Origin of the sequence: Streptomyces sp. NPDC002790, from assembly GCF_040295505.1 — a bacterium.
Lineage (GTDB): Bacteria > Actinomycetota > Actinomycetes > Streptomycetales > Streptomycetaceae > Streptomyces.
Genome location: NZ_JBEOVM010000002.1, coordinates 1 through 21,500, shown reverse-complemented (window position 1 = coordinate 21,500; position 21,500 = coordinate 1). Strand labels below are relative to the sequence as shown.

Sequence of the window (21,500 nt, the reverse complement as noted above, 5' to 3'; positions counted from 1 at the left end):
TGTTTTCGCAGGTCATGGCAGTATTCTGAGTAAAAGCTCACCTCTTTCGCCACTCGCTTTTCGCGCCCCGGAAGGATCAGTGGATGTCGTCCTCCGACCGCCGTCTCACCCCACGTCGCAGGCCCACCCAGGTGCGTGCCGAGCTCACCCGCGAGCGCATCCTCGCCGCCGCTGCTCACGTTTTCGCGGAGTACGGCTACGCGGCGGGGACCACGAACCGCATCGCCGACCACGCCCGTATGTCCATCGGCTCGCTGTACCAGTACTTCCCCAACAAGGACGCGATCCTCGCCGAGCTTCTGGTGCGGCACATCGACCGAGGCGCCTGGACGGGGGCCGATGAGCTCGACCTCGCCCCCGGCAGCCTGGAGGAGACGGTGCGGGCCCTGGTCCGCGACGCCATCGACCATCATCGCGACGACCCGGAACTGCTGCGCATCATGATCGAGCAGGCGCCGGTCTCGAGCGAGCTGATCGAGGCGATGGACCGGCACGGCGAGGCGCGGGTCGCCCAGATCCGTGACGTGCTCGACCGGCACCCGGACGTTTGCGTACTGGACCTCGACGTGGCCGCACAATTGGTGGTGGGAACGGTCGAGTTGAATACGCATCAGCTCATGGCCGACCCGCACCCGGTACCGGTCGACCGGCTGGAGAACGAGCTGGCCGCCATGCTCACGCGCTATCTGCGCGGATGATCACGGGCAGGGCTGCCAACGGGCTTTGTGGAGGTCAACCGGGCACTCCGGGCCGGGACTCGGCGGACGCTCCTCACTGTGCGTGACGTCACAGTTGGACACTCGTGGGGCGCGTCTGGCAAGGTCACCCGTCCGATCCCGTGAAGACCCGATGGGAGGGGCGCGATGACCGAAGTGAACACCATCAGCGTCGAGGAAGCGACAGCCGTCGCCCGGCTGCGCATGAACACCACGACACTGGACATCCCCAAGGACTTCGACCGCTGGTCGCCCGACGAGATGTCGGACTGGCTCGAGCAGACCGAGGACGACCCGGACGTCTCCGACACCGACTTCTACGAAGCCCAGCAGACCGTGCACCGCGTGCTCGGTGTCGAGGACGCCTGACGTCGGCCCGGCTTCAGGCGTGCTCGCCGTACGCCGCCGCGATCTCCTGCGGTGAAGCCCACCGGCTGTACGTCGGTGACTTGGGCCAACCCGCGGGGGAGTCCTGCCACTCCTCCTGCCGGCCGTACGGCAGCAGGTCGACCAGGCCGAACAGATAGCTCAGTTGCTCGGTGCCGCGACCGTCCGTGTGCCAGGTGCGGTACACGGTGTCGCCGTCGCGCAGGAACACGTTGACCGCGAACCCGGCGTTCGGCGGTGCGCCGACGTCGGCGCCGAACGGGCTGTTCGCGGTGGAGTACCAGTCCATCGTGTTGCCGACCTTGCGCCGGTACGCGAGCGCCTCGTCGATCGGCCCCTGCGTGACGATCACGAAGCGGGCGTCGAACTTCTCGAGCCCCGCGAGCCGCGTGAACTGGGACGTGAAGCCGGTGCAGCCGCCGCACTGCCACTCCTCGCCCTCGTGCCACATGTGGTTGTAGACGATCAACTGCGGGTGCTCACCGAAGACGTCGGCGAGCCGCACCGGGCCGTCCTCGCCCTCCAGTACGTAGTCGGGCATCTCGATCATCGGCAGTCGGCGCCGCTGCGCGGCGATGGCGTCGAGCTCCCGTGTGGCGGCCTTCTCACGGACCCGCAGCGCCGCCAGTTCCTTCTCCCACGTGGAGCGGTCGACGACGGGCGGCAGGGCGTTGCCGGTGGTGGTGGACATGGGACCTCCGGAGGATGCGGGCGCTGTCGCGCGTTCCAGTCGTTCGAAGGTGTGGACCGTCCGGTGCGCCGAAAGTCATCGGTTGCCCGGACGGTGTCTCGTAGGGTGCTCTGAAGCCTCGTGGATCAACAGGGCTGTTGAAGGAGTGAGCACGGGGGGAGTGGCATTGCGGATACGCGGACATGGCCGACGCTTCGGGGCCCGGGCCGCGGCACTGGTCACAGGGGCGCTGCTGGCCACGACCGCGGCGGTGGCACCGGTCCTCGCCGCGGAGAGCCCGGACGGCCGGGCCCGGCTCACGCTCGACGTGCCCGAGGCGTCCCGACTGTACGACGCGGACGAAGGCGCCGACGCGAGATTCGACGCTCCCAAGATGCTGGTGGAGCCGCACGGCGGCGTGGCCCGCAACGTCGAGATCACCGTGGACGCCCGGGAACTGAGGGACGCCGGCACGATGACTCCCGGGCACCGGTGCACAGGTGACGACGACGTGTTCCGCTGCCGCTTCGACCCGCGCTCCCTGCGTTACGCGACGCACTTCAGCCCGTTCCATCTGCGCGGCAAGGACGGCGCCGCCCCGGGGGACGGCGGGACCGTGCACCTCACCGCGCGCGCCGACAACGCCGAAGCGGTGCGGGCGGACGTGCGGATGGAGGTCCAGCCTCCGGACCTGACCTCCGCCGGGGTGGAGCGGGTGCCCGGTCTCGTCAAGCCCGGGGAGCCGATCGAACTGCGGCCGGGCCTCGCCAACGAGAGCAGCCGGCGGGCCGACCGGTTCGCGCTGAAGCTGGGCACCTATGGCGGCCACATGACAGTGGATCGGAAGTATCGCAACTGCTGGTACACCGCCGGCAACGACGGGCCCGTGGACGAGGAGCCCCATGGGAATGACCTCGCCTGGTGCGAGTTCGACACACCACTGCCTCCGCACAGCGCCTGGCGGATCGCCCAGCCGATGATCGGCCACCTGCAAAAGGACATGCCTGCGGAGAGTGTCCGTTATCAACTGCCCTACGAAGTACGGGACAAGGCGACCTACTCGCGGCGAGGGAGCGGTCCCGAGCTGAAGCTGGAACGCGTTCCCGCGGGCGACATCACGTCGGACACCACCTCGGGCTCACTGATCGTTCGCGGCACCGCGCAGCTGGACTACGCCCCCGTCGTCGAGGGCGCCGTCCGCGGCAAGGTCGGACAGACCGTGACGGTGCGCATCGGGGCACGCAACGTCAACGGAGGCAAGCTGCCCGGCATCAGCCCGGACCGCTTCGAGATCGTCCCGCCCGAGGGCACCACGATCACCGGCACGCCCTACACGGTGGACGGCGATCCGATGGACAACGGGTGCAAGCGCCCGGCCAAGGGATCGCGCGCGTGGCGGTGCGGCCTGAGCAGTGACGCGTTCGAGCAGATCGACGGCCGCAAGGGCGCGCGCACGACCGTGACCGTCCGCATCCGTATCGACGACAACATGCCCGGTGCGCGCGGCACAGTCCGAGTCATCGGCAAGTACGACCGAACCCATGGCAACGACAGCGTCACGCTGTCGACCGACATCAACGGCCGCGAGCGGACCTCCCCGCTGGCGATCGGCGGGGCGGTCGCGGGCGGCGTCGTGGTCTTCGCGGCCGGTGCGGTGCTGGCGCGCCGGTACGTGAGGAACCGGCGCGGCTGAGGGCCGCACACGCGGCCCCGCCCCCCCGTCCCGCTCAGTGCTTGATGCCCACGCCCGCCAGCAGGCTGATCTCGGCGTCCGCGATCTCCGTGCCGTCCTCGGGGTTGTCGCGGCGCCAGCGGTGGCAGCAGATGATGCCCGGCTCGATCAGGTCGAGCCCGTCGAAGAACCGGCGGACGTCGCTGTGCGAGCGGAACTGCACCGGCGTCCCGGAGTTGGTGTACGCCTCCGCCACCCCGTTCCACGTCTCGGGGTCGAAGTCGGGCGTGCAGTGGTTCATGGCCAGGGCGCTGCCCGGCGCGAGCGGCTCGAGCAGCCGGCGCACGATGGCGTACGGGTCGTGCGGGTCGGTGACGAAGTGCATCAGCGCGTTGAGGGTGAGGGCGATGGGCCGGTCGAAGTCCAGGACCTCGGCGTCCTGCACGGCGTCCATCAGCGAGTCCGGGTCGGTGACATCGGCCTCGACGTAGGCCGTGCGTCCCTGGATGGTGCTGCGCATGAGGCGCTCGGCGTACTTGAGGACGAGCGGGTCGTTATCGGCGTACACGACGCGGGCCTCGGGGACGAGGGACTGGGCGACCTGGTGCAGATTGGGCTCGGTGGGGATGCCGGTGCCGATGTCGAGCCACTGGCGGATGCCGTGCTCCCGCGCCAGCACGCGCGTGGCGCGGTGCATGAACGCGCGGTTCTCGCGGGCGGTGACAGGCAGGCCGGGGTGGGCCTTGGCGGCGACCATGGCCGCCTCCTTGTCGACCTCGAAGTGGTCCTTGCCACCGAGGAAGTAGTCGTACATCCGGGCCGAGTGGGCCTTGCTCGTGTCGAGGTCCCGGCCGGACTGCCTGGTGGTCATGTGCTCCCCTTCATAGGTGTGACTGTCGGCTGTATGTCGGTCGATCCGCGGGCCGGGAACGCGACCGGTGTCGGCGTCCCCGTCGCCGCCCGCCCGTTCATCCGGCGGCCAGGTGATCGGCCAGGCCCTGCTTGACGCCGCGGACGAACGCGGCGATCTCGTCAGGCGTGTAGATCAGTGCGGGGCCGGCCGGATCGGTCGACTGCCGTACGGCCACGCGGCCGTCGGCGAGCAGTTTCGTCTCGACGCACTGCCCACCGTTGGGCCCGCTCCAGGGACGCTCCCAGCCCTGCTCGCCGAGTTGGCGGGCCGGCATCCCGTTGTAGACGCCCTCTTCGACGACCGTCATGTTGAGTACTCCTTGCGCATACGGTTCAAGAGCGCCCTGCTGTCATCCGACGACGTCAGCAGCGACATACGCGAATGCGCCTCAAGATGGGCGACCACGTCCGCGCGCTGGTCCAAATAGACGGATGCGGACAGGAGTTCGCTGTAGACGATGTCGGGCAGCTCGGGTTCCTCGAACCGGAAGTACGTGAACGGGGCGCAAGCCCCCACATGCGCGCCCGCGGAGAAGGGCACGACGTCCAGGCTGATGTGGGCGAGTTCGGACAAGTCCAGGAGGCGCTCGATCTGCTCCCGCATCACGTCGGCGCTGCCCACCTCCTTGTGCAGGACGGCCTCCTCCATGACCACCCACAGCGTGGGGGCGTCCTCCTTGTCCAGGAGGCCCTGGCGGCGCAGCCGCAGCTCCACGCGGCGATCGAGGTCCTCCTCGCTGCCGTTCGGCAGTCCGCCGCGCAGCACCGCGCGCGCGTAGTCGGGGGTCTGCAAGAGGCCCGTGACGTACTGGGGTTCGTAGGTGCGCAGAGTCTTGGCGTCGGTCTCCAGGCTGACGTAGGCGGTGAACCAGCCGGGGACGGCGTCCCGGTAGGAGTGCCACCAGCCCGGCTCGTTGGCCCGCTCGGCCAGGTCGACGAACTCGTCTATCTCCTGGCGGTCCGCGCCGAAGGTCTCCAGGAGCTTCTCCACGTAGAGAGGCTTCAGGGCGACTTCGGCCTTTTCGAGCCGACGGATCGTCAGCGTTTTCACACGTAGAGCTCTTGCCGCGTCCTCCAACGAGGCACCGGCAGCCAGTCGCATGTCCTGCAGCCGGCGGCCGAGGATCATGCGCAGCACTGTCGGTGCGCTGGTACCAGAACGGGCCTCACTCACGCCCAACCTCCTGAGAGTTCATCAACAAGACCATTCTTGCAGCGACTTGATGATGACGCCAGAGTGATACCCCGCAAGATGAAATTATCAGGGAGTCGGTTGCAGCGTGAGCACGATCACGCGCATAGTTGCACTGTGAGCGGTCAAGTCACGGCTCTGACGCAGCATCCGCCCCTGCGGGGACCCGCGATGCCGATGCCGTCGTGGGCGTCCCACCCCGGGGTGCCCGCCTGGGCCTGCGCCGCTCACAGCTCGAGCTGTAGCCCGCACCCCCACACCGCGCCCGCCCCGCGGAAGGCACTGGAAGGCGACATTCGTGACTCTCCCCACGCCCCTGGCCCCGGCACCGTCCCCCGCCTTAGCCACCACCGCGCCCGGCCGGGAGTTCTGGTTCGGGCTGCCCGCGCTGCGCACGAGCGCGAGATCGGCCCGCGACACCGTGCGGGAGCGGCTCCGATCCTGGCAGGTGCCCGGCGACACCTGTTGCGACGCGGTGCTGCTGGTGTCCGAGCTGACCACGAACGCGCTGCTGCACACCGACAGCGACCAGGTCCTGTGCGGCCTCAAACTGACCGGGGACGAGCGGAGTCTGCGGATCGAACTCCACGACGAGAACCCGACTCCGGTCCAGCAGCCCGAGCGCCGTGCCGGACCCGGCGAGGAGGGCGGGCGGGGCCTGTTCCTCGTCCAGCAGCTCGCGGACCGCTGGGGCTCGGCGCGCTCGACACGGGCCGAAGGAAAGGTCGTCTGGGCCGAGTTGACGGCCTTTTCCTGAGCCCATGGAGACCGGCAGGGGCCGCCCGGCCCCGCCCTTTCACCTTCGCGCGGCGAGGAATCCATTCTCCTCGATCCATCTACAGGAGGCGCCCATGACCCCCCACGTCGACACCGCTTCACCGGCCGTGCTGTACGTATGTGCCGACCGGGCCCCGGGCGCTTCCGGGGCGGCCGTGCAGTGCGCGCAGACCGAAGGCCGCGCGTTCGCCCAGGAGCGCGGCCTGACGATCGCCGAGGTCGTCACCGACACCTACGGCGAGCCGGACCCGGCCCGCCGCACCGGCTGGCGCCGGGTGCGGCAGCTGGTGCAGACCGGCGACGTCACCGCGGTCCTGGTCCGGTGGCCCAGCGCCATCGCCCCGGAGTCCGCGCACGAACTGCGGCACAGAGAGACCAGCTGGCTCCAGGACCACGGCGTGCGCGTCCGCTACACCTGGGCCCCTCTTACGAGTCCAGGCCCCCTCGCTTGACGAGCTGAGCCGCGATCACGTTCCGCTGGATCTCGTTCGTGCCCTCGCCGACGATCATCAGCGGCGCGTCGCGGAAGTAGCGTTCGACGTCGTACTCGGTGGAGTAGCCGTAACCGCCGTGAATACGCACGGCGTTGAGCGCGATCTCCATCGCCGCCTCGGACGCGTACAGCTTCGCCATCCCCGCCTCCATGTCGACCCGACGGCCCGCGTCGTACTCCCGGGCCGCGTGCAGGGTCAGCTGGCGGGCCGCGGTCAGCTTGGTGGCCATGTCGGCCAGGTAGTGGCCGATCGCCTGATGCTGCCAGATCGGCTTGCCGAACGACTCCCGCTCCTGCGCGTAGGCGAGCGAGTCCTCCAGAGCGGCACGGCCGACGCCGAGTGCGCGTGAGGCGACCTGTAGACGGCCGGTCTCCAGGCCCTTCATCATCTGGCCGAACCCCTGGCCCTCCGCCCCGCCGAGGACACTGCCGGCGGCGGCGACGTACCCCTCGAAGGACAGCTCGCAGCTCTCGACGCCCTTGTAGCCCAGCTTGGGCAGATCACGGGAGACGGTCAGGCCGGGACCGTGCTCGACGAGCAGGATCGAGATGCCCCGGTGGGTCGGCGCGGCGTCCGGGTCGGTCTTGCACAGCAGGGCGATGAGGCCGGAGCGGCGGGAGTTGGTGATCCACGTCTTGGAACCGTTCACGGCATACGTGCCGTCGTCCTGGCGGCGGGCCGTGGTGCGCATCGCCTGGAGGTCGCTGCCGCCGCCCGGCTCGGTCAGCGCCATCGTGGCGCGCAGCTCGCCGGTCGCCATGCGGGGCAGATACGCCGCCTTCTGCTCCTCGGTCCCGTACAGGGTGAGCAGCTTGGCGACGACGGTGTGGCCGCCCATGGCGCCCGCGAGGCTCATCCAGCCGCGTGCGAGCTCCTCAGTGATCAGGACGTAGGCGGGCATGGAGACCGGGGTGCCGCCGAACTCCTCCGGGACGGCGAGCCCGAAGATGCCCATCTCCTTCATCTGTTCGATGAGGGCTTCCGGATAGGTGTTGGAGTGGTCCAACTCCTGCGCGACCGGCTTGACGTGCTTGTCGACGAAGTCGTGCACGGTCTCGACGACGAACCGTTCGTCGGTGTCCAGGGCGTCCAGGGTGCTCACGGGTTCTTCTCCTCTGCTTGCTGTCTTGTCGCGGTGTCCGGGGAGGGGCGGCGTGCGATCGTGCCCGCGGTGTCAGATCGCGCCTGCCGCGCGCAGGCTCGCGATCTGCTCGGCGGTGCGTCCCCGCTCCGCCAGGAGTCGTTCGGTGTGCTCGCCGAGGGCGGGGACCGGGTCCATCCGCGGGGCGATTCCGGCCAGGTCCGCCGGGGGACGCAGCGCCTGGACGGCGCCGCCGGGCGTGCCGACCTCGTGCCAGCGCCCACGTTCCGCGAGAACCGGGTGGTCGAGGAACTCGGCGACGTCGTTGACGCCCGCGTTCGCGATGCCCGCCGCGTCGAGCGCCTCGGCGGCGTCGGCGCCGTCGCACCGCAGGAAGCGCTCGGCGATGATGACGTTCAGCTCGTCGCGGTGGGTGACGCGCTCGGAGCCGGTGGCGAAGCGCGGGTCCGTGGTCAACTCCGGCTGCTCAAGGAACTGTTCGCACAGCGCTTGCCACTCGCGTTCGTTCTGTACGGAGATCAGGATCTGCTTGCCGTCGCGGGCGGTGTAGGCGCCGTACGGGGCGATGGTGGCGTGCTGGGTGCCGATGCGCGGCGGCTGCGTCCCGCCGTAGCGGGTGTAGTTGGCGGGCTGGCCCATCCACTCCGCGAGCGCCTCGAACAGCGACACCTCCACCGCGCGCGCGACACCTGTGGTCGCGCGGGTGAACAGGGCGGTGAGGATGCCGGTGTACGCATACATCCCGGCGGCGATGTCGGCGATCGACACACCCGCCCGCGCGGCCTCCCGCGCCGTGCCGGTGAGCGAGACCAGGCCGGTCTGGCACTGCACCAGCATGTCGTACGCCTTGCGGTCGGCCCAGGGGCCGCTGGTGCCGTAGCCGGAGACGGTGCACGGGATCAGGCGCGGGTACTTCGCGGCCAGCGCGGCCGTGTCCAGGCCGAGGCGGGCGGCGGCGCCCGGTCCGAGGTTCTGCACGAACACATCGGCGTCCGCGAGGAGTTCGTCGAGGACCTCGCGTCCTGCCGGTGACTTCACATCCAGTGTCAGCGACTCCTTGCCGCGGTTCAGCCAGACGAAATAGCTCGACTCGCCGTGCACGGTGGTGTCGTAGCGGCGGGCGAAGTCGCCGCCGTCGGGCCGCTCCACCTTGATGACACGGGCGCCGAGGTCGGCCAGCTGGCGGGTGGCGTAGGGGGCGGCCACGGCCTGTTCGAGGCTGACGACGGTGATCCCGGACAGCGGGTGCTGCGGCGGCGCGGCGGCGCGATCGGTCGGCCCTGTCATGCGGTGACCTCCAGGTGCGAGGGTGGTCATGTGGGGTGCACGGGGCGCCGGGCGGCGGCAGCTCCGTGACGACTAACATCATGGGTCTTCATGGCAATGCTCGGGAAATAGCAAATCGTGATGCCGTCATGCGTGGCGCGGATGGCAGGGGAGGGGCGGGGCGAGTTGGACATCAAACAGCTCAAGGCGCTGGTGACGGTGGCCGAGGTGGGCAGTGTCACGCGGGCCGCGACGGTCCTGCACCTCGTGCAGCCCGCCGTCACCCGCCAGATCCGCACCCTGGAGGAGGAGTTGGGTGTGCCGCTCTTCGAGCGGACCCGGCAGGGCATGCGGCCGACCGAGGCCGGGGCGGTCGTCGTGGGGCGGGCCAGGCGGGCGCTGTACGAGCTGGAGCGGGCCCGCGCGGAAGTGCGGCCGACGCCCGGTGAGGTGTCCGGCATCGTGACCGTCGGCCTGCTGGAGAGCACCCTCGGACTGCTCGCGGAGCCCTTGGTGACGGCCATGCGCGAGGCCCATCCGGGGGTGCAGCTGAGGGTGCTGACCGCGTACTCGGGCCATCTGCAGCAGTGGCTCGACGACGGCGACCTCGATCTGTCGCTGCTCTACAACCTCGACAGCGCGCCCTCCCTGAACGTACGGCCCCTGGTGCGCGAGCGGCTGTGGGTGGCGGCCCCGCCGTCGGCCGGGCTGAGCGCCGAGCGCCCGGTCCCGTTCGCCGAGGCGGCGGCGCGCCCCTTGGTGATGCCGACGTCCGGGCACGCGCTGCGCGCGCTCATCGAATCGGCGGCGGCCCGCGCCGGCGTCCGCATCGAGGTGGCGGCGCAGACCAACTCGATGCCCGTACAGAAGCAGCTCGCGCGGGCCGGACACGGCTGGACCGTACTGCCCGGAGTGGGCGTCGCCGAGGATGTCGCGGCCGGTGAGCTCAGCGCGGCGCCGCTGTGCGAGCCCGCCGCATGGCGCTCCATCGTGCTGGGCACACCCCGCACCGGGCGCACACCACCCGCGGTGAACGTCGTCGCGCTGGAGCTCGTGCGCCAGGTCAACGCCGCCGTGAAGAGCGGCAGATGGCCCTCGGCGCGGCTTCCCGAGGCGGAGGACGAGGCGGCGAAACGATGACACCAGACGACCACGAAACCTTCCACGATCAGCAACCCAGGAGAACCATGCCGGACACCGACCGCCTCGAAGCCACCACGTCGGCCGCCGACGGCACCACCCTCGCCTACCAGACACGTGGCACCGGACACCCGCTCGTCCTCCTCGCCGGACAGGCCAACAACCACCACTGGTGGGACGCGGTGCGCGACGATTTCCACCAGGCCCGTCGCACCATCACCGTCGACTACCGGGGCACGGGTGACAGTGGCAAGCCCGAGGCCCAAGACGGGTATTCCACCTGGCAGTTCGCGGACGACGTGATCGCCGTGCTCGACGCGCTGGGCATCGAGCGCGCCGACCTGTACGGCACTTCCATGGGCGGCCGGGTCGCGCAGTGGGCCGCCGCACGGCACCCCGGGCGGATCCGGCGGCTCGTCCTCGGCTGCACGTCGCCCGGCGGGTTGCACGCCGTGGAGCGGGACCAGGAGGTGCGCCGCGCGCTGACCCGCACCGAACCGGGCGCCGCCGAGGAGGCGCTGACCGACCTCATGTACACACCCGCCTGGCGCGCCGCCCACCCCGGCCCGTACGGCACGCTCGGTGACCCCGGCATGCCGCCGCACGCCCGCCGCGGCCACCTCCGCGCCAGCACCGGCCACGACGCGTGGGACGCGCTGCCGTACATCATGGCGCCCACCCTCATCCTGCACGGCGAACAGGACCGGCTCACCCCGCCGGACAATGTGCCGCTGCTCGCCTCCCGCATCCCCGACGCCACGACGCGACTGTTCCCCGACGCGCGCCACGCCTACTTCGAGGAGTGCCGTGAGGAGGCCGGGGAGATGGTCCTCGCGTTTCTCAAGGGGGCTCCGATGTAAGGGAACCCGGTGGACCGCCGTGCCCGCCGACTCCCATGCGCCGACAGCATGGACGCATCACGAGTTTCTATTGTTCCGCATCCCACATCAGCGCTCATGATGAGTGGCGTTTTGAGCCGCCCGACCACCGCGTATCGAGCACTGAGTACGGAGACGCCACGGATGAGTCAGACACCAGCATCGAGCCCACCCTCCCGCGTCACCGCGAACGTCGTGCGCGGCTGTCTGGGCAACCTCATCGAGTGGTACGACTGGTTCGCCTACGCCACCTTCAGCGTCTACTTCGCACCGGTGTTCTTCCCTGAGGGCAGCCGGACCGCCCAACTCCTGTCCACCGCCGTGGTGTTCGCGGTCGGCTTCCTGATGCGCCCGCTCGGCGGCTGGCTGCTCGGCGCCTACGCGGACCGGTTCGGTCGACGCCGGGCACTGACCCTCTCCGTGCTGCTGATGAGCGCCGGGTCCCTCGTCATCGCCCTGTCGCCGAGACATGATGTCATCGGCCTGTGGGCGCCCGCCCTCCTCGTCGTGGCGCGGCTGGCCCAGGGACTTTCTGTCGGCGGCGAGTTCGGCTCCAGCGCCTCCTACCTCTCCGAGGTGGCGCCTCCCGGACGGCGCGGCTTCTACTCCAGCTTCCAGTACGTGTCCATCGTGCTCGGCCAGCTCTCCGCCCTGCTCGTGGCGATCGTCCTGCAGAACTCACTCACCGAAGCCCAACTGGCCGACTGGGGCTGGCGCATCCCCTTCGTCGTCGGGGCGGTGGCCGGACTCACCGTCATGTACCTGCGGCGCACCATGGAGGAGTCCGCGCACTTCCAGAAGGAGCAGGCCCGCGCCACCGAGGGCGAACGCAAGGGGCTCTTCGCCCTGTTCAAGGAGTACCCGCGCCAACTGCTCGCCGTGTTCGGCCTCGCCATCGGCGGCACCGTCGCCTTCTACACGTACACCACCTATCTGCAGAAGTACCTCGTGAACACCGCGGGCATCCCCCAGTCGACCGTCACGGTCATCGGCTTCGCCGCCCTCTTCGTGTACATGCTGCTGCAACCGCTGATCGGCGCGCTGTCCGACCGGGTGGGCCGGCGGCCCGTCATGTTCGGCTTCTCGATCGGCTGCATGGTGCTCACGGTCCCCGTGATGACCTTCCTGGGACACACCGGCAACCCGTGGGTCGCCTTCCTCCTGATGACCCTCGCCCTCGCCTTCGTCACCGGGTACTCGGCCCTCGCCGCCATCGTCAAGGCCGAGATGTTCCCCACCAAGGTGCGCGCCCTGGGCGTCGGCCTCCCGCACGCCCTTGTCACCGCCACCTTCGGTGGACTGACCGAGCCGATCGCGCTGGCCCTCAAGCAGAACGGGCACGAGACCGTCTTCTTCTGGTACGTCACCGGGTGTGTCGGCCTCACACTGCTGGCCACGTTCCTCGTGCGCGAACCGTCCCGCGACTCCCAGCTGGAGACCGAACCGGCCGCCACCGCCAAGCCCTCCGCCACGACCCCCGCGTGACATCCGCCCCTCAACGGAAGGCAAGCCCCGCCATGGAACCCGCCGCCTCCACACCGTCCCTCGGCTCCTACGTGGAGTCCTGGGCGCCCTCCGCGACGACGGACGAGGACACCCTGCCCCCGGGCCCGGCCGCCGCCCTCTCGGCCGTCCTCGACCTGCCCGAACCGGCCGCCAAGTCGGGGGACGTGCTGCCCCCGCTGTGGCAGTGGCTGTACTTCCTGGAGTGGCCGGCGCAGAGCGAACTCGGCCCCGACGGACACCTCGCCGACGCCCGCTTCCTGCCGCCGATCCCCGACCGGCAGCGCATGTTCGCGGGCGGCCGCGTGAACGTAGAGGAGCCGCTGCGCCTCGGCGAACCGGCCGAACGCATCTGCAGCCTCGCCTCCGTCACACCCAAGAGCGGCCGCAGCGGCGAGCTGCTCTTCGTCACGGAGCGCCGCGAGTTCCGCCAGGCGGGCCGCACCTGCCTCGTCGAGGAGCAGGACATCGTCTACCGCTCGGGCCGCAGCGCGGCGGCCGGCCACCCCACCACGGTCGACGCCGCGACCCTCCCGCACTCCGAGGCGCCGTGGCAACTACGCGCCCAGCCGGACGAGCGCCAGCTGTTCCGGGTGAGCGCCCTGACCGCGAACGCCCACCGCATCCACTACGACGCCCCCTACTGCCGCGACGTCGAGGGCTACCCGGGCCTCGTCGTCCACGGCCCGCTCCTCGCGCTGCTGATGCTGGACCTGGTGCGTCGCAACGCGCCGCAGCGGCAGGTGAGCTCACTCTCCTACCGCCTGCACCGCCCCGCCTTCGCGGGGGAACACCTGCTGGCCACGGGGGTCCCTGAGGGCGAGCACGCCCAACTCGCCGTCGCCACGCACCGGGAGGCGCGGCACGCCTCCGCGGAGGTGACCTTCGTATGACCGACGCATTCGACGAGGGCCGCGCGGCGACAACAGCCGCGCGCAGCCTCCTCTTCGTCCCCGGCGACCGCCCCGACCGCTACGCCAAGGCGCACGCCTCCGGCGCCGACCTGGTCATCATCGACCTTGAGGACGCGGTCGCCCCTGCCGACAAGGACGCGGCGCGCGCACATGCCGCCGCCTGGCTGATCGCGGGCCGCCGCCCGGTCGTGCGCGTCAACGCCCCCGGCACCCCCTGGTCCGAGGACGACCTGGCCATGGCGGCGGAACACGGCTGCCCGGTGATGGTGCCCAAGTCCGAGGATCCGGAGGCCCTTTCGGACATCGCGGCGCGGACCGCAGGGCGCTGCCCGCTCGTCGCCCTCATCGAGACCGCGCGCGGGGTGCTGCGCGCCCACGAGGTGAGCCGGGTGCCGGGCGTGGTGCGTCTCGCCTTCGGCAACGTGGATCTCGCCGCCGACCTCGGCGTCGCGCACGACGACCACCTAGCGCTGGCACACGCCCGCTCACAGGTGGTGCTCGCGGCAGCGGCCGCCGGCCTGTGCCCGCCGATCGACGGAGTCACCACCGGCGTACGGGACGCCGACGCCCTCGCCGCCGATGTCACGCACGGGCGCCGTCTCGGATTCGCGGGCAAGCTGTGCATCCACCCGGCCCAACTCCCTGCCGTGGCGGCAGGGTTCGCGCCCACCGAAGCCGAACTGACCTGGGCGCGCTCCGTACTTGCCGTGGGAGACACCGTCACCACCGTCGACGGACAGATGGTCGACAAGCCCGTCCTGGAACGGGCCCGACGCCTCCTGGGCCGGGCCGGGCGGACGGGCTGAGTCACGGCAACTCGTGGGCCTGCTCGATGCGTTGCACGCCGTAATAGGTGGCAATGCAGGAAGCGGGCCACGTCGCCCTCCCGCCGTGCCGGAACGGCTCGGTCATCCTGCTCTGGGGGAGCCGCTTGTACGGCAGGACCTCGGCGCCGGTCGCGGCCAGACCGCGCATCCAGCGGTCCTGGCGGTCCCAGTCCTGGGCATGCGCCTGCATCGTGGTCCCGAGGCCCGCGAGTGACGCCGTCAGGGCGACGCACACGACGGCGTACAGCACGCCCCCGGCGGCCAGAACCGGCGCCGTCCGCCGCACCCGGCCCCGCACGCCGTGCCCGGCGAGGGCGCCGACGAAGACGAGGAACAGGAGGTACAGCAGCAGGTAGTCGTTCCACAGGCGGGTCGACGACACCATGTGGTGCTTGAACACGGGGTACGTGATGACCGTGCACACGTAGCCGGAGACGAGCAGCGCGCCGACACCCGCGGCCAGGACCGGCAGCTGCTTCCTTGCGGGCGCGACCCGGCCCATGACGCCGGGGGACACCACGCCCACGACGACACCCACCACGACGGCTCCCAGGTACCACCAGGTCGTGAGCACCGTGGCGGCGATCTCGAGGAAGCCGTGCAGGGCGCCCAGCAGCGAGTCGGGGGTGAACATCGTCGACGCGTGCTTGCGCTCGCGGCGGCGCGTGGCACCGGGGGAGGTGTAGAGGATCAGCGTGCCGAGCACGATGCTTGCGATGCCGGCCGTGCAGCACAGGCGCAGGAACCGCCGCCGTGCTCCAGGGAAGACACGGCCGCTGATCAGCAACGCGCACGCCAGGACAGTCAGCGCGACGACGCTCGTCTCCTCCGACACGAGCCCCAGGAACACCCCCGCGAGGGCGACCGTGCCCAGCGCGAGAAACTTGCCGCGCCGTGATGTCGCGCGCAGCACGGGGACGGCCGCCGCGCAGACGAACACCGGCGGCAGGGTGTGCGAGACGGAGGCGGCCGGCCAGTAGAACGTCTTGTACGTGTTGGGGGAGCCGAAGAGGAACAAGGCCGTCACCATGGCCGCCACCAGAAGCGGCACACCCCGGGGGACTCGCAGCCGTGCGGCACGCAGCACGGCGGCCGTGAAGGCCCACAGGAGCACGAGTACGAGCACACCACTGACCGGCGCGAACCACTGCTGGCCCGCCTCACCGAAACGCGCATACGCCCACACCAGCACGGCGTTGACGATCCGTCCGTTGTCATGGAGGTAGAACTTCTCCACTATGGCGGGCAGTCCGCCGTCCTGGACCACCGGCAGGAAACACCAGTCGTCCCCGCCGGTGCGCACCAGGCGTGCGTTCCACGCGGCGTAGCCGAGCGCGGCCAGCGGCAGCAGGGAGAGAATCCCCAGCGGTGCGGCCGTCCGCCACCATGCCGTCCGTTCCTCCGGAGCGACATCGGCTCGCTCGTCTCGAACAGCCTTCTCCGGTGCGTGCACCACAGGCCGCCCCTTCTCGGTCGGTGCCGGGAAAGAATCTCCCGCGGCACGAAAATACGGTTTGCAGTGTGCTGGCGTTCGGTTTCGCCGGTCCGCCTGATCGAAAGATAACGCGGTACGGGTTGCTCCCGGCGCGTTCGGCCTGCCTTCTTACCGTTGTCTTGACCTGATGGGTCATGGTGGTGGCCGTAGTCGCAAATGCTGGAATCACACCTGCCGGGGTGGCGAATGGAAGCGTGCCAGATCTCAGTTGTTGTGCCGTGCTTCAATGAGGAAGAAGTGATCAACACATTCCACTGTGCGTTGATGGATGTCCTGGAAGGAACGGGGCGCTCCTTCGAGATCTGTTACGTCGACGACGGGAGCCGCGACACCACCCGTGCCCAACTGCGCGCCCTGGCCGCCGAGGACCATCGCGTCCGCTACACATCCTTCAGTAGGAATTTCGGCAAGGAAGCGGCCATGCTCGCGGGCCTTCGCATGTCACGCGGTGCCTCCGTGGCCCTCATGGACGCCGATCTGCAGCACCCCCCAGGTCTCCTGTACCGGATGCTGGAACTGCGCCGACACGGCTACGACCAGGTCGTTGCCCGCCGGGACCGGTCCGGCGAGGGACTGCTGCGAAGGACCGTCAGCTCGGCGTACTACCAGGCCATGGGACGCTGCATGGACGTCGATGTCGTCGACGGCGAGGGGGACTTCAGACTGCTGTCGCGGCGTGCCGTCGACGCGGTGCTCGCCCTGCCGGAAACCAACCGGTTCTCCAAGGGAATCTTCTCCTGGATCGGCTTCGACACCGTCAGTTTCACCTACCACAATGTCAACCGCGCCGCGGGCCGGTCGAAATGGGGCGGACGGCGCCTCCTCAACTACGGGATCGACGGACTGATCTCCTTCAACAGCCGTCCGCTGCGCGTGGTCATCTACATGGGCCTTGGGCTTGCTTTCGCCGCGTTCGCGTATGCGCTGTGGATCGCCGCCAATGTGGTCATGCACGGAGTGGACGTACCCGGATTCGCCACATTGCTGATCGCCATTGTGGCCCTGGGGGGAATCCAGCTCGCCACGCTCGGTGTCATCGGTGAATACGTGGGCCGGATCTACGGTGAGACAAAGCGCCGCCCGCCCTATGTGGTGCGCGAGACCGAGGAGAAGGTGAGCGGGGGCGGTACCGTGCCCGCTCCCGGAAGTGAACTCCCGCTCACCGTGGACGTGATCGTCCGGCCGACGGAGCCGGTCCGGTCAACGGCCGGTCTGCGGACCTTCCGGCAGTTCGTCGTCTTCGGCCTGATCGGCATCGTCAACACCGCCGTGTACATGGCCGTCTACGTGTCGCTCAACCGCCTGATCCCGTATCTGATCGCGCACGTCATCGGGTTCATGGTCAGCGTCGTCGGTTCCTTCCTGCTGAACAGCTACATCACCTGCCGCACGAAGCCGACCTGGCAGGGCTTCTTCCGCTTCCCCTTGTCGAGCCTCGTGAACATGGTGTGCAGCGGCGCTCTCCTCTACCTCGGCGTGCACTCGCTGGGGACGGACAAGAACATCACGGCGCTGGTCGCGGGCGTACTGGCCACGCCCCTCTCGTTCGTCATCGCCCGCTGGGCCATCAACTCCGGCAGCGCACACGTCCGGCAGCAGGAGCCCAACTGGACACCGATGGCCGAGAGTTCGTCCGACCAGTTGAGGCAGAAGGAGCACCAAAGCCTGTGAGAGGGCGGCGCGCCGCCCCACGGCTCAGTCCGGTGCCGCCTCGCGGGCCGTGAAGCCGATCACCGCGCCGCCGCCGTCCCGCCGCGCCGCGAACGGCACGCCGCCGTGGGCCGCCGCCGCCTCCCGCACGATGGAGAGCCCGAGCCCCGAACCGGGGTGGCTGCGCGCGGCGGGGGCCCGGTAGAAGCGGTCGAAGATGCGCTCCGTGTCGACCTCGGCGAGACCGGGGCCCCGGTCGAGGACCTCCATACGGACCCCGGCGCCCGGAATGCGGGTGACGGTGATCTCGATCGGGGCGGAGCCGTCGGCGTCGAACTTGGCTGCGTTCTCCACCAGGTTGGTCAGGGCGCGCTGCAACTGGGCGGGGCGGCCCGTGATCGTCGTGTCCGGATCGGCGCCTACGGTGACCGTGCGGCCGGTGCGGCGGCGGGCCAGGACCGCGATGTCCTCGGCGATCTCCGCGAGCGACACGTCGACGGGTGACTCGTCGTCCTGGTGGCCCGCCGCGAGGTTCACCAACTCGTTGACCAGATCGGTCAGTTCGCGGGACTCGTCGGTCAGGTCGGTCACCAGCTCGTCGCGGGACGCGGGCGGCAGCTCGTCGATGCGGCGCAGGAGGGAGATGTTCGTCCGCAGCGAGGTGAGCGGTGTGCGCAGTTCGTGGCCGGCGTCCTGCGCCAGGCGGCGCTGGTCGTCCTTGGAACGGGCGAGCCGGCCGAGCATCCGGTCGAAGGAGCGGCCCAGGCTGCCCACCTCGTCCCTGCCGGTCACCGGCACCGCGACGTCCAGGCGCCCGGTCGACGCCACGCGCTCGGCGGTCTCGGCGAGGCGCACGAGGCGCGAGGTGATGCGGCGCGCCAGCCACCAGCCGAACAGGCCCGCCGCGAGGACGACCGCGGCGGCGAACAGCAACGTGCGCTTCTGCAGCTCCCGCAGCAGGTCCTCGGTGTCGCTGAACTCCTGCGCCACCTGCACCGCGCCGCGTCCGTCACCCAGCGCGACCGTCGCCATCCGGTACTCGTCGTCGGCGACCGGCACGTCGTCGTCCTCGACGTGGGAACCGGCGGTGTCCGCGTCGGCGATCCGGCGGGCATCGGAGTCGACCGGGAGCGGCGGACTGCCCTTGTCGATCAGTGTGCCACCGGGGCCGAGGATCTGGACGTCGGTGCCTACGGGGCGGGTCAGGTCGTCGCGGGGGCCGTCGTGGTCCGGGTCGGCGGAGGTGAAGTCGCCTGGTGTGAGGGCCTGTTGGCGCACCTGGGAGCGCAGATCGTGCACGACCTCGTCGAACACGGCCTCCTGGTCGACGCGGACGAGGCGGGCGGCGGAGTCGTAGGACAGGACGCCGACCAGTGCGGTGACACCGGCCGCGACGAGGGCGAACGCTATGGCGAGCGTCGTGCGCAGGCTGCGGGCCCGCCACCGCTTGGGCCGCCGGCCCACGGGCACAGCTCTCTCCCCGGTGCCTTCGGGCTCCCGCATCTCACGCCTCCCGCAGGACGTATCCGACGCCCCGGACGGTGTGGATGAGGGGCGGGCCGTCCGGTTCCTCGACCTTACGGCGCAGATAGCCGACGTACACGGCGAGGTTCTTGGAGCCCGGCCCGAAGTCGTAGCCCCAGATCCGGTCGTAGATGGTGGCGTGGTCGAGGACGATGCCGCTGTTGCGGGCGAGGAGTTCGAGGAGGTCGAACTCGGTTCGGGTGAGCTCGAGTTCGCGGCTGCCGCGCCAGGCACGCCGGGCGGCGGGGTCGATGCGCAGGTCGGCGGCGGTGATCCGGTGGTCGGCCGGCTCGTCGGGGACGGGAGCGGTGCGGCGCAGGAGGGCGCGCAGGCGGGCGAAGACCTCTTCGACGTCGAAGGGCTTGGCGACGTAGTCGTCCGCGCCCGCGTCGAGCCCCGCGATCCGGTCGGGGGTCTCGACGAGAGCGGTGAGCATGAGGATCGGCGTGCGGTCGCCCTCGGCGCGCAGCACGCGGCACACCTGCAGGCCGTCGATGCCGGGCATCATCACGTCCAGGACGAGGATGTCGGGGCGGGCACGGTGTGCGGCGGCCAGGGCCTCGACACCGTCGGCGACGGCGGTGACGGTGTAGCCCTCCAGGGTCAGGGCGCGTTCGAGGGCGTGCCGGATCGCCCGGTCGTCCTCGGCGAGCAGCACCGCGGGCGCGAGCGCCTCGGACGGCCGGGCGGCTGGTGAAACGGCTTGTGGCGACACATTCCCCAGTCTGCCCCCGTGGCCTGCCCGGATCGACCGCTCGGCCGCCGACCGGAGGGCTTCTTACCCGCCTCTCACCGGCGAGGGGCGGCTCCGTTACCCGCGCCGCGCACGCTGTCACCGATGTCGAGGGACATCGGGAGCCGTACGGGCCCGCGCCGTGCGCCCGCCGAGGAAGGCATTTGCACATGAAGATCGCGTTCCTGCTGCACAACGCGTACGCCATAGGCGGAACGGTGCGCACCACGCTCAACCTCGCCGCCGCGCTCGCCGAGCACGGCGGCCACGAGGTGGAGATCGTCTCGATGTCCCGGCACCGGGCCAACCCCCGCTTCGCGGTCGACCCCCGGATCACCCTCGTACCGCTGGTGGACACGCGCGCGGACAGCGAGGACACCCGACTGGCCGCGTTCGGCAGCCCCGCGCGGGACTTCCCGGCCGCCGAGAAGCGCCACAAGCAGTACACGCTCCTGCACGACCAGCGCGCACGGGAGTACCTGGAGGGGCACTGCGACGCGGATGTCGTCATCGGCACCCGGCCCGGCATCAATGTGTACGTGTCGCTGTGGGGCCCGAAGCGCGCGCTGCGGATCGCTCAGGAGCACCTCCGCCACGACGCGCACAGCAAGAAGCTGCGGGCCGTGCTGCGCCGCCACTACCGCTCGCTCGACGCGGTGGTGACGATGACGGAGGCGGACGCGCGGGTGTACCGGGAGCGGATGCCGCTGCCCGGTGTCGGCGTGCGGTGCGTGCCGAACATCGTGCCGTCGGTGCCCGTGCCGGCCTCTGACGGCACGTCGAAGGTGATCGCGGCGGCGGGCAGGCTGGCGCCGGGCAAGCGCTACGACCTGCTCCTCGAGGCCTTCGCCGAGGTATCGGCGCAGGCGCCCGACTGGGAGCTGCGGATCTACGGGGCCGGGGGAGAGGACCAGCGGCTGCGCGAGCTGGTCACCGCCCTCGGGCTCGGCGGCCGGGCCCGACTGATGGGCGCCGTCGCGCCGGTGGAGCCCGAGTTCGCCCGTGCCTCGCTGGTGGTCAGCGCTTCCGATGCGGAGTCCTTCGGGATGACGCTGGTCGAGGCGATGCGCTGCGGCGTCCCCGTCGTCTCCACGGACGCGCCGCTGGGCCCCGCCGAGATCATCACGGACGGCGTCGACGGGCGGCTCGTCCCCGTCGGCGACGCGCGTGCCCTGGCCGCGGCGATGCTCGACCTGATCGGGGACGAGGCGGGCCGCAAGGAGATGAGCGCCGCCGCCCTGGAGTCCGCGCACCGCTACGACCCCGAACCGGTCGTGGCACGCTACGACACCCTCTTCGAGGACCTACGCGCCTCCCGACGCGCCCGCGCCTGGCAGCAGTTCACCGCGCGAACGGCCAACTGGACCCGCAGAAGGGCTCGTTCCGTGCGTGCCGCGTCGTCCCGCACCACGGGCGGAAGCCGTCACCCCGGCACTCAGGGCGCCGCGCGGCCCCGACTGCCCTAGGGCGTGTATCGAAAGTCCCGCCTGTCACGCGGCGTCTGGCACGCACGCTCGCGGCGTTGCCGAAACGCCCGAATAGCTCCGCTATTAGGGCGCTCCGGCGCCTTGCGATCGCACGCACCGGACGCCGCGTGGCCCGCCCTTCGGGCGGACGACGGGACTTTCGATACACGCCCTAGAACGCC

21 protein-coding genes are annotated in these 21,500 nt (G+C 70.5%); 12 read left to right on the top strand and 9 right to left on the bottom strand.

All coding sequences use genetic code 11. The features are described 5' to 3' along the window. The first annotated feature begins 83 nt into the window (after positions 1–83). On the top strand, positions 84–698 hold the full coding sequence (locus ABT004_RS01485; RefSeq protein WP_351330693.1) for a TetR/AcrR family transcriptional regulator: 615 nt from the start codon (positions 84–86) through the stop codon (positions 696–698). Positions 699–863: 165 nt separating this feature from the next. Continuing rightward, positions 864–1,085 carry a hypothetical protein gene (locus ABT004_RS01480; RefSeq protein WP_326016114.1) on the top strand — a complete coding sequence of 74 codons (222 nt, stop codon included), beginning with the start codon at positions 864–866 and terminating at the stop codon, positions 1,083–1,085. A 13-nt stretch (positions 1,086–1,098) separates the two neighbouring features. On the opposite strand, the gene ABT004_RS01475 is transcribed toward ABT004_RS01480, so the two are convergent. Beyond that, positions 1,099–1,794 (bottom strand): DUF899 domain-containing protein, encoded by a 696-nt coding sequence (locus tag ABT004_RS01475; protein WP_351330691.1) that lies wholly within the window; start codon positions 1,792–1,794, stop codon positions 1,099–1,101. 160 nt (positions 1,795–1,954) lie between these two features. On the opposite strand from ABT004_RS01475, the gene ABT004_RS01470 reads away from it, so the two are divergent. After that, the gene (locus tag ABT004_RS01470; RefSeq protein WP_351330689.1) at positions 1,955–3,466 is read left to right on the top strand and encodes a hypothetical protein; all 1,512 of its coding nucleotides are present in this window, start codon (positions 1,955–1,957) and stop codon (positions 3,464–3,466) included. Positions 3,467–3,500: 34 nt separating this feature from the next. On the opposite strand, the gene ABT004_RS01465 is transcribed toward ABT004_RS01470, so the two are convergent. The 3 genes from ABT004_RS01465 to ABT004_RS01455 all read right to left on the bottom strand — a co-directional run bounded on the left by ABT004_RS01465 (position 3,501) and on the right by ABT004_RS01455 (position 5,531). Then, positions 3,501–4,316 carry an SAM-dependent methyltransferase gene (locus ABT004_RS01465; protein WP_351330688.1) on the bottom strand — a complete coding sequence of 272 codons (816 nt, stop codon included), beginning with the start codon at positions 4,314–4,316 and terminating at the stop codon, positions 3,501–3,503. 97 nt (positions 4,317–4,413) lie between these two features. After that, positions 4,414–4,665, bottom strand: a complete 252-nt coding sequence (locus ABT004_RS01460) for a DUF397 domain-containing protein (protein ID WP_351330686.1) — start codon at positions 4,663–4,665, stop codon at positions 4,414–4,416. Then, positions 4,662–5,531 (bottom strand): Sco1979 family transcriptional regulator, encoded by an 870-nt coding sequence (locus ABT004_RS01455; protein WP_351330684.1) that lies wholly within the window; start codon positions 5,529–5,531, stop codon positions 4,662–4,664. The genes ABT004_RS01460 and ABT004_RS01455 overlap by 4 nt, the downstream gene beginning before the upstream one ends. Positions 5,532–5,847: 316 nt before the next feature. Between ABT004_RS01455 and ABT004_RS01450 the strand changes: the two genes are divergently transcribed. After that, entirely contained in the window at positions 5,848–6,306 is a 459-nt protein-coding gene (locus ABT004_RS01450; protein ID WP_351330683.1) for an ATP-binding protein, read from the top strand. 94 nt (positions 6,307–6,400) lie between these two features. Further along, positions 6,401–6,778, top strand: coding sequence for a recombinase family protein (locus tag ABT004_RS01445; RefSeq protein WP_351330681.1), 378 nt, complete (start codon positions 6,401–6,403; stop codon positions 6,776–6,778). Here the strand turns inward: ABT004_RS01445 and ABT004_RS01440 are convergent. Both ABT004_RS01440 and ABT004_RS01435 read right to left on the bottom strand, forming a co-directional pair. Next, the gene (locus ABT004_RS01440; protein WP_351330679.1) at positions 6,753–7,922 is read right to left on the bottom strand and encodes an acyl-CoA dehydrogenase family protein; all 1,170 of its coding nucleotides are present in this window, start codon (positions 7,920–7,922) and stop codon (positions 6,753–6,755) included. The two genes, ABT004_RS01445 and ABT004_RS01440, sit on opposite strands and share 26 nt — an antisense overlap. 72 nt (positions 7,923–7,994) lie before the next feature. Further along, positions 7,995–9,209 carry a CaiB/BaiF CoA transferase family protein gene (locus tag ABT004_RS01435; RefSeq protein ID WP_351330677.1) on the bottom strand — a complete coding sequence of 405 codons (1,215 nt, stop codon included), beginning with the start codon at positions 9,207–9,209 and terminating at the stop codon, positions 7,995–7,997. Positions 9,210–9,329: 120 nt separating this feature from the next. Between ABT004_RS01435 and ABT004_RS01430 the strand changes: the two genes are divergently transcribed. From ABT004_RS01430 to ABT004_RS01410, 5 genes are all read left to right on the top strand, one after another. Next, the gene (locus ABT004_RS01430) at positions 9,330–10,328 is read left to right on the top strand and encodes a LysR family transcriptional regulator (RefSeq protein WP_351330676.1); all 999 of its coding nucleotides are present in this window, start codon (positions 9,330–9,332) and stop codon (positions 10,326–10,328) included. A gap of 47 nt (positions 10,329–10,375) precedes the next feature. Next, positions 10,376–11,188, top strand: coding sequence for an alpha/beta fold hydrolase (locus ABT004_RS01425; protein WP_351330674.1), 813 nt, complete (start codon positions 10,376–10,378; stop codon positions 11,186–11,188). 162 nt (positions 11,189–11,350) lie between these two features. Beyond that, positions 11,351–12,691 (top strand): MFS transporter, encoded by a 1,341-nt coding sequence (locus tag ABT004_RS01420; RefSeq protein ID WP_351330672.1) that lies wholly within the window; start codon positions 11,351–11,353, stop codon positions 12,689–12,691. A gap of 32 nt (positions 12,692–12,723) precedes the next feature. After that, positions 12,724–13,602, top strand: coding sequence for an HTD2 family dehydratase (locus tag ABT004_RS01415; protein ID WP_351330670.1), 879 nt, complete (start codon positions 12,724–12,726; stop codon positions 13,600–13,602). Next, positions 13,599–14,429, top strand: a complete 831-nt coding sequence (locus ABT004_RS01410; RefSeq protein ID WP_351330668.1) for an HpcH/HpaI aldolase/citrate lyase family protein — start codon at positions 13,599–13,601, stop codon at positions 14,427–14,429. Before ABT004_RS01415 ends, ABT004_RS01410 begins: the two co-directional genes overlap by 4 nt. A 1-nt stretch (position 14,430) precedes the next feature. Here ABT004_RS01410 and ABT004_RS01405 read toward each other — a convergent pair whose 3' ends face one another. Continuing rightward, positions 14,431–15,906 (bottom strand): DUF6056 family protein, encoded by a 1,476-nt coding sequence (locus ABT004_RS01405; RefSeq protein WP_351330666.1) that lies wholly within the window; start codon positions 15,904–15,906, stop codon positions 14,431–14,433. 225 nt (positions 15,907–16,131) lie between these two features. Between ABT004_RS01405 and ABT004_RS01400 the strand changes: the two genes are divergently transcribed. Next, the gene (locus ABT004_RS01400; protein WP_351330664.1) at positions 16,132–17,616 is read left to right on the top strand and encodes a glycosyltransferase; all 1,485 of its coding nucleotides are present in this window, start codon (positions 16,132–16,134) and stop codon (positions 17,614–17,616) included. A 24-nt stretch (positions 17,617–17,640) separates the two neighbouring features. Here ABT004_RS01400 and ABT004_RS01395 read toward each other — a convergent pair whose 3' ends face one another. Continuing rightward, positions 17,641–19,098: a sensor histidine kinase gene (locus ABT004_RS01395; RefSeq protein WP_351330663.1), complete on the bottom strand. Its 1,458-nt coding sequence runs from the start codon at positions 19,096–19,098 to the stop codon at positions 17,641–17,643. 1 nt (position 19,099) lies between these two features. Continuing rightward, on the bottom strand, positions 19,100–19,777 hold the full coding sequence (locus ABT004_RS01390; protein WP_351330955.1) for a response regulator transcription factor: 678 nt from the start codon (positions 19,775–19,777) through the stop codon (positions 19,100–19,102). Between the two features lie 245 nt (positions 19,778–20,022). Here ABT004_RS01390 and ABT004_RS01385 point away from each other — a divergent pair, with 245 nt between their 5' ends. Then, positions 20,023–21,318, top strand: a complete 1,296-nt coding sequence (locus ABT004_RS01385) for a glycosyltransferase family 4 protein (protein ID WP_351330661.1) — start codon at positions 20,023–20,025, stop codon at positions 21,316–21,318. The last annotated feature ends 182 nt before the right edge of the window (positions 21,319–21,500 follow it).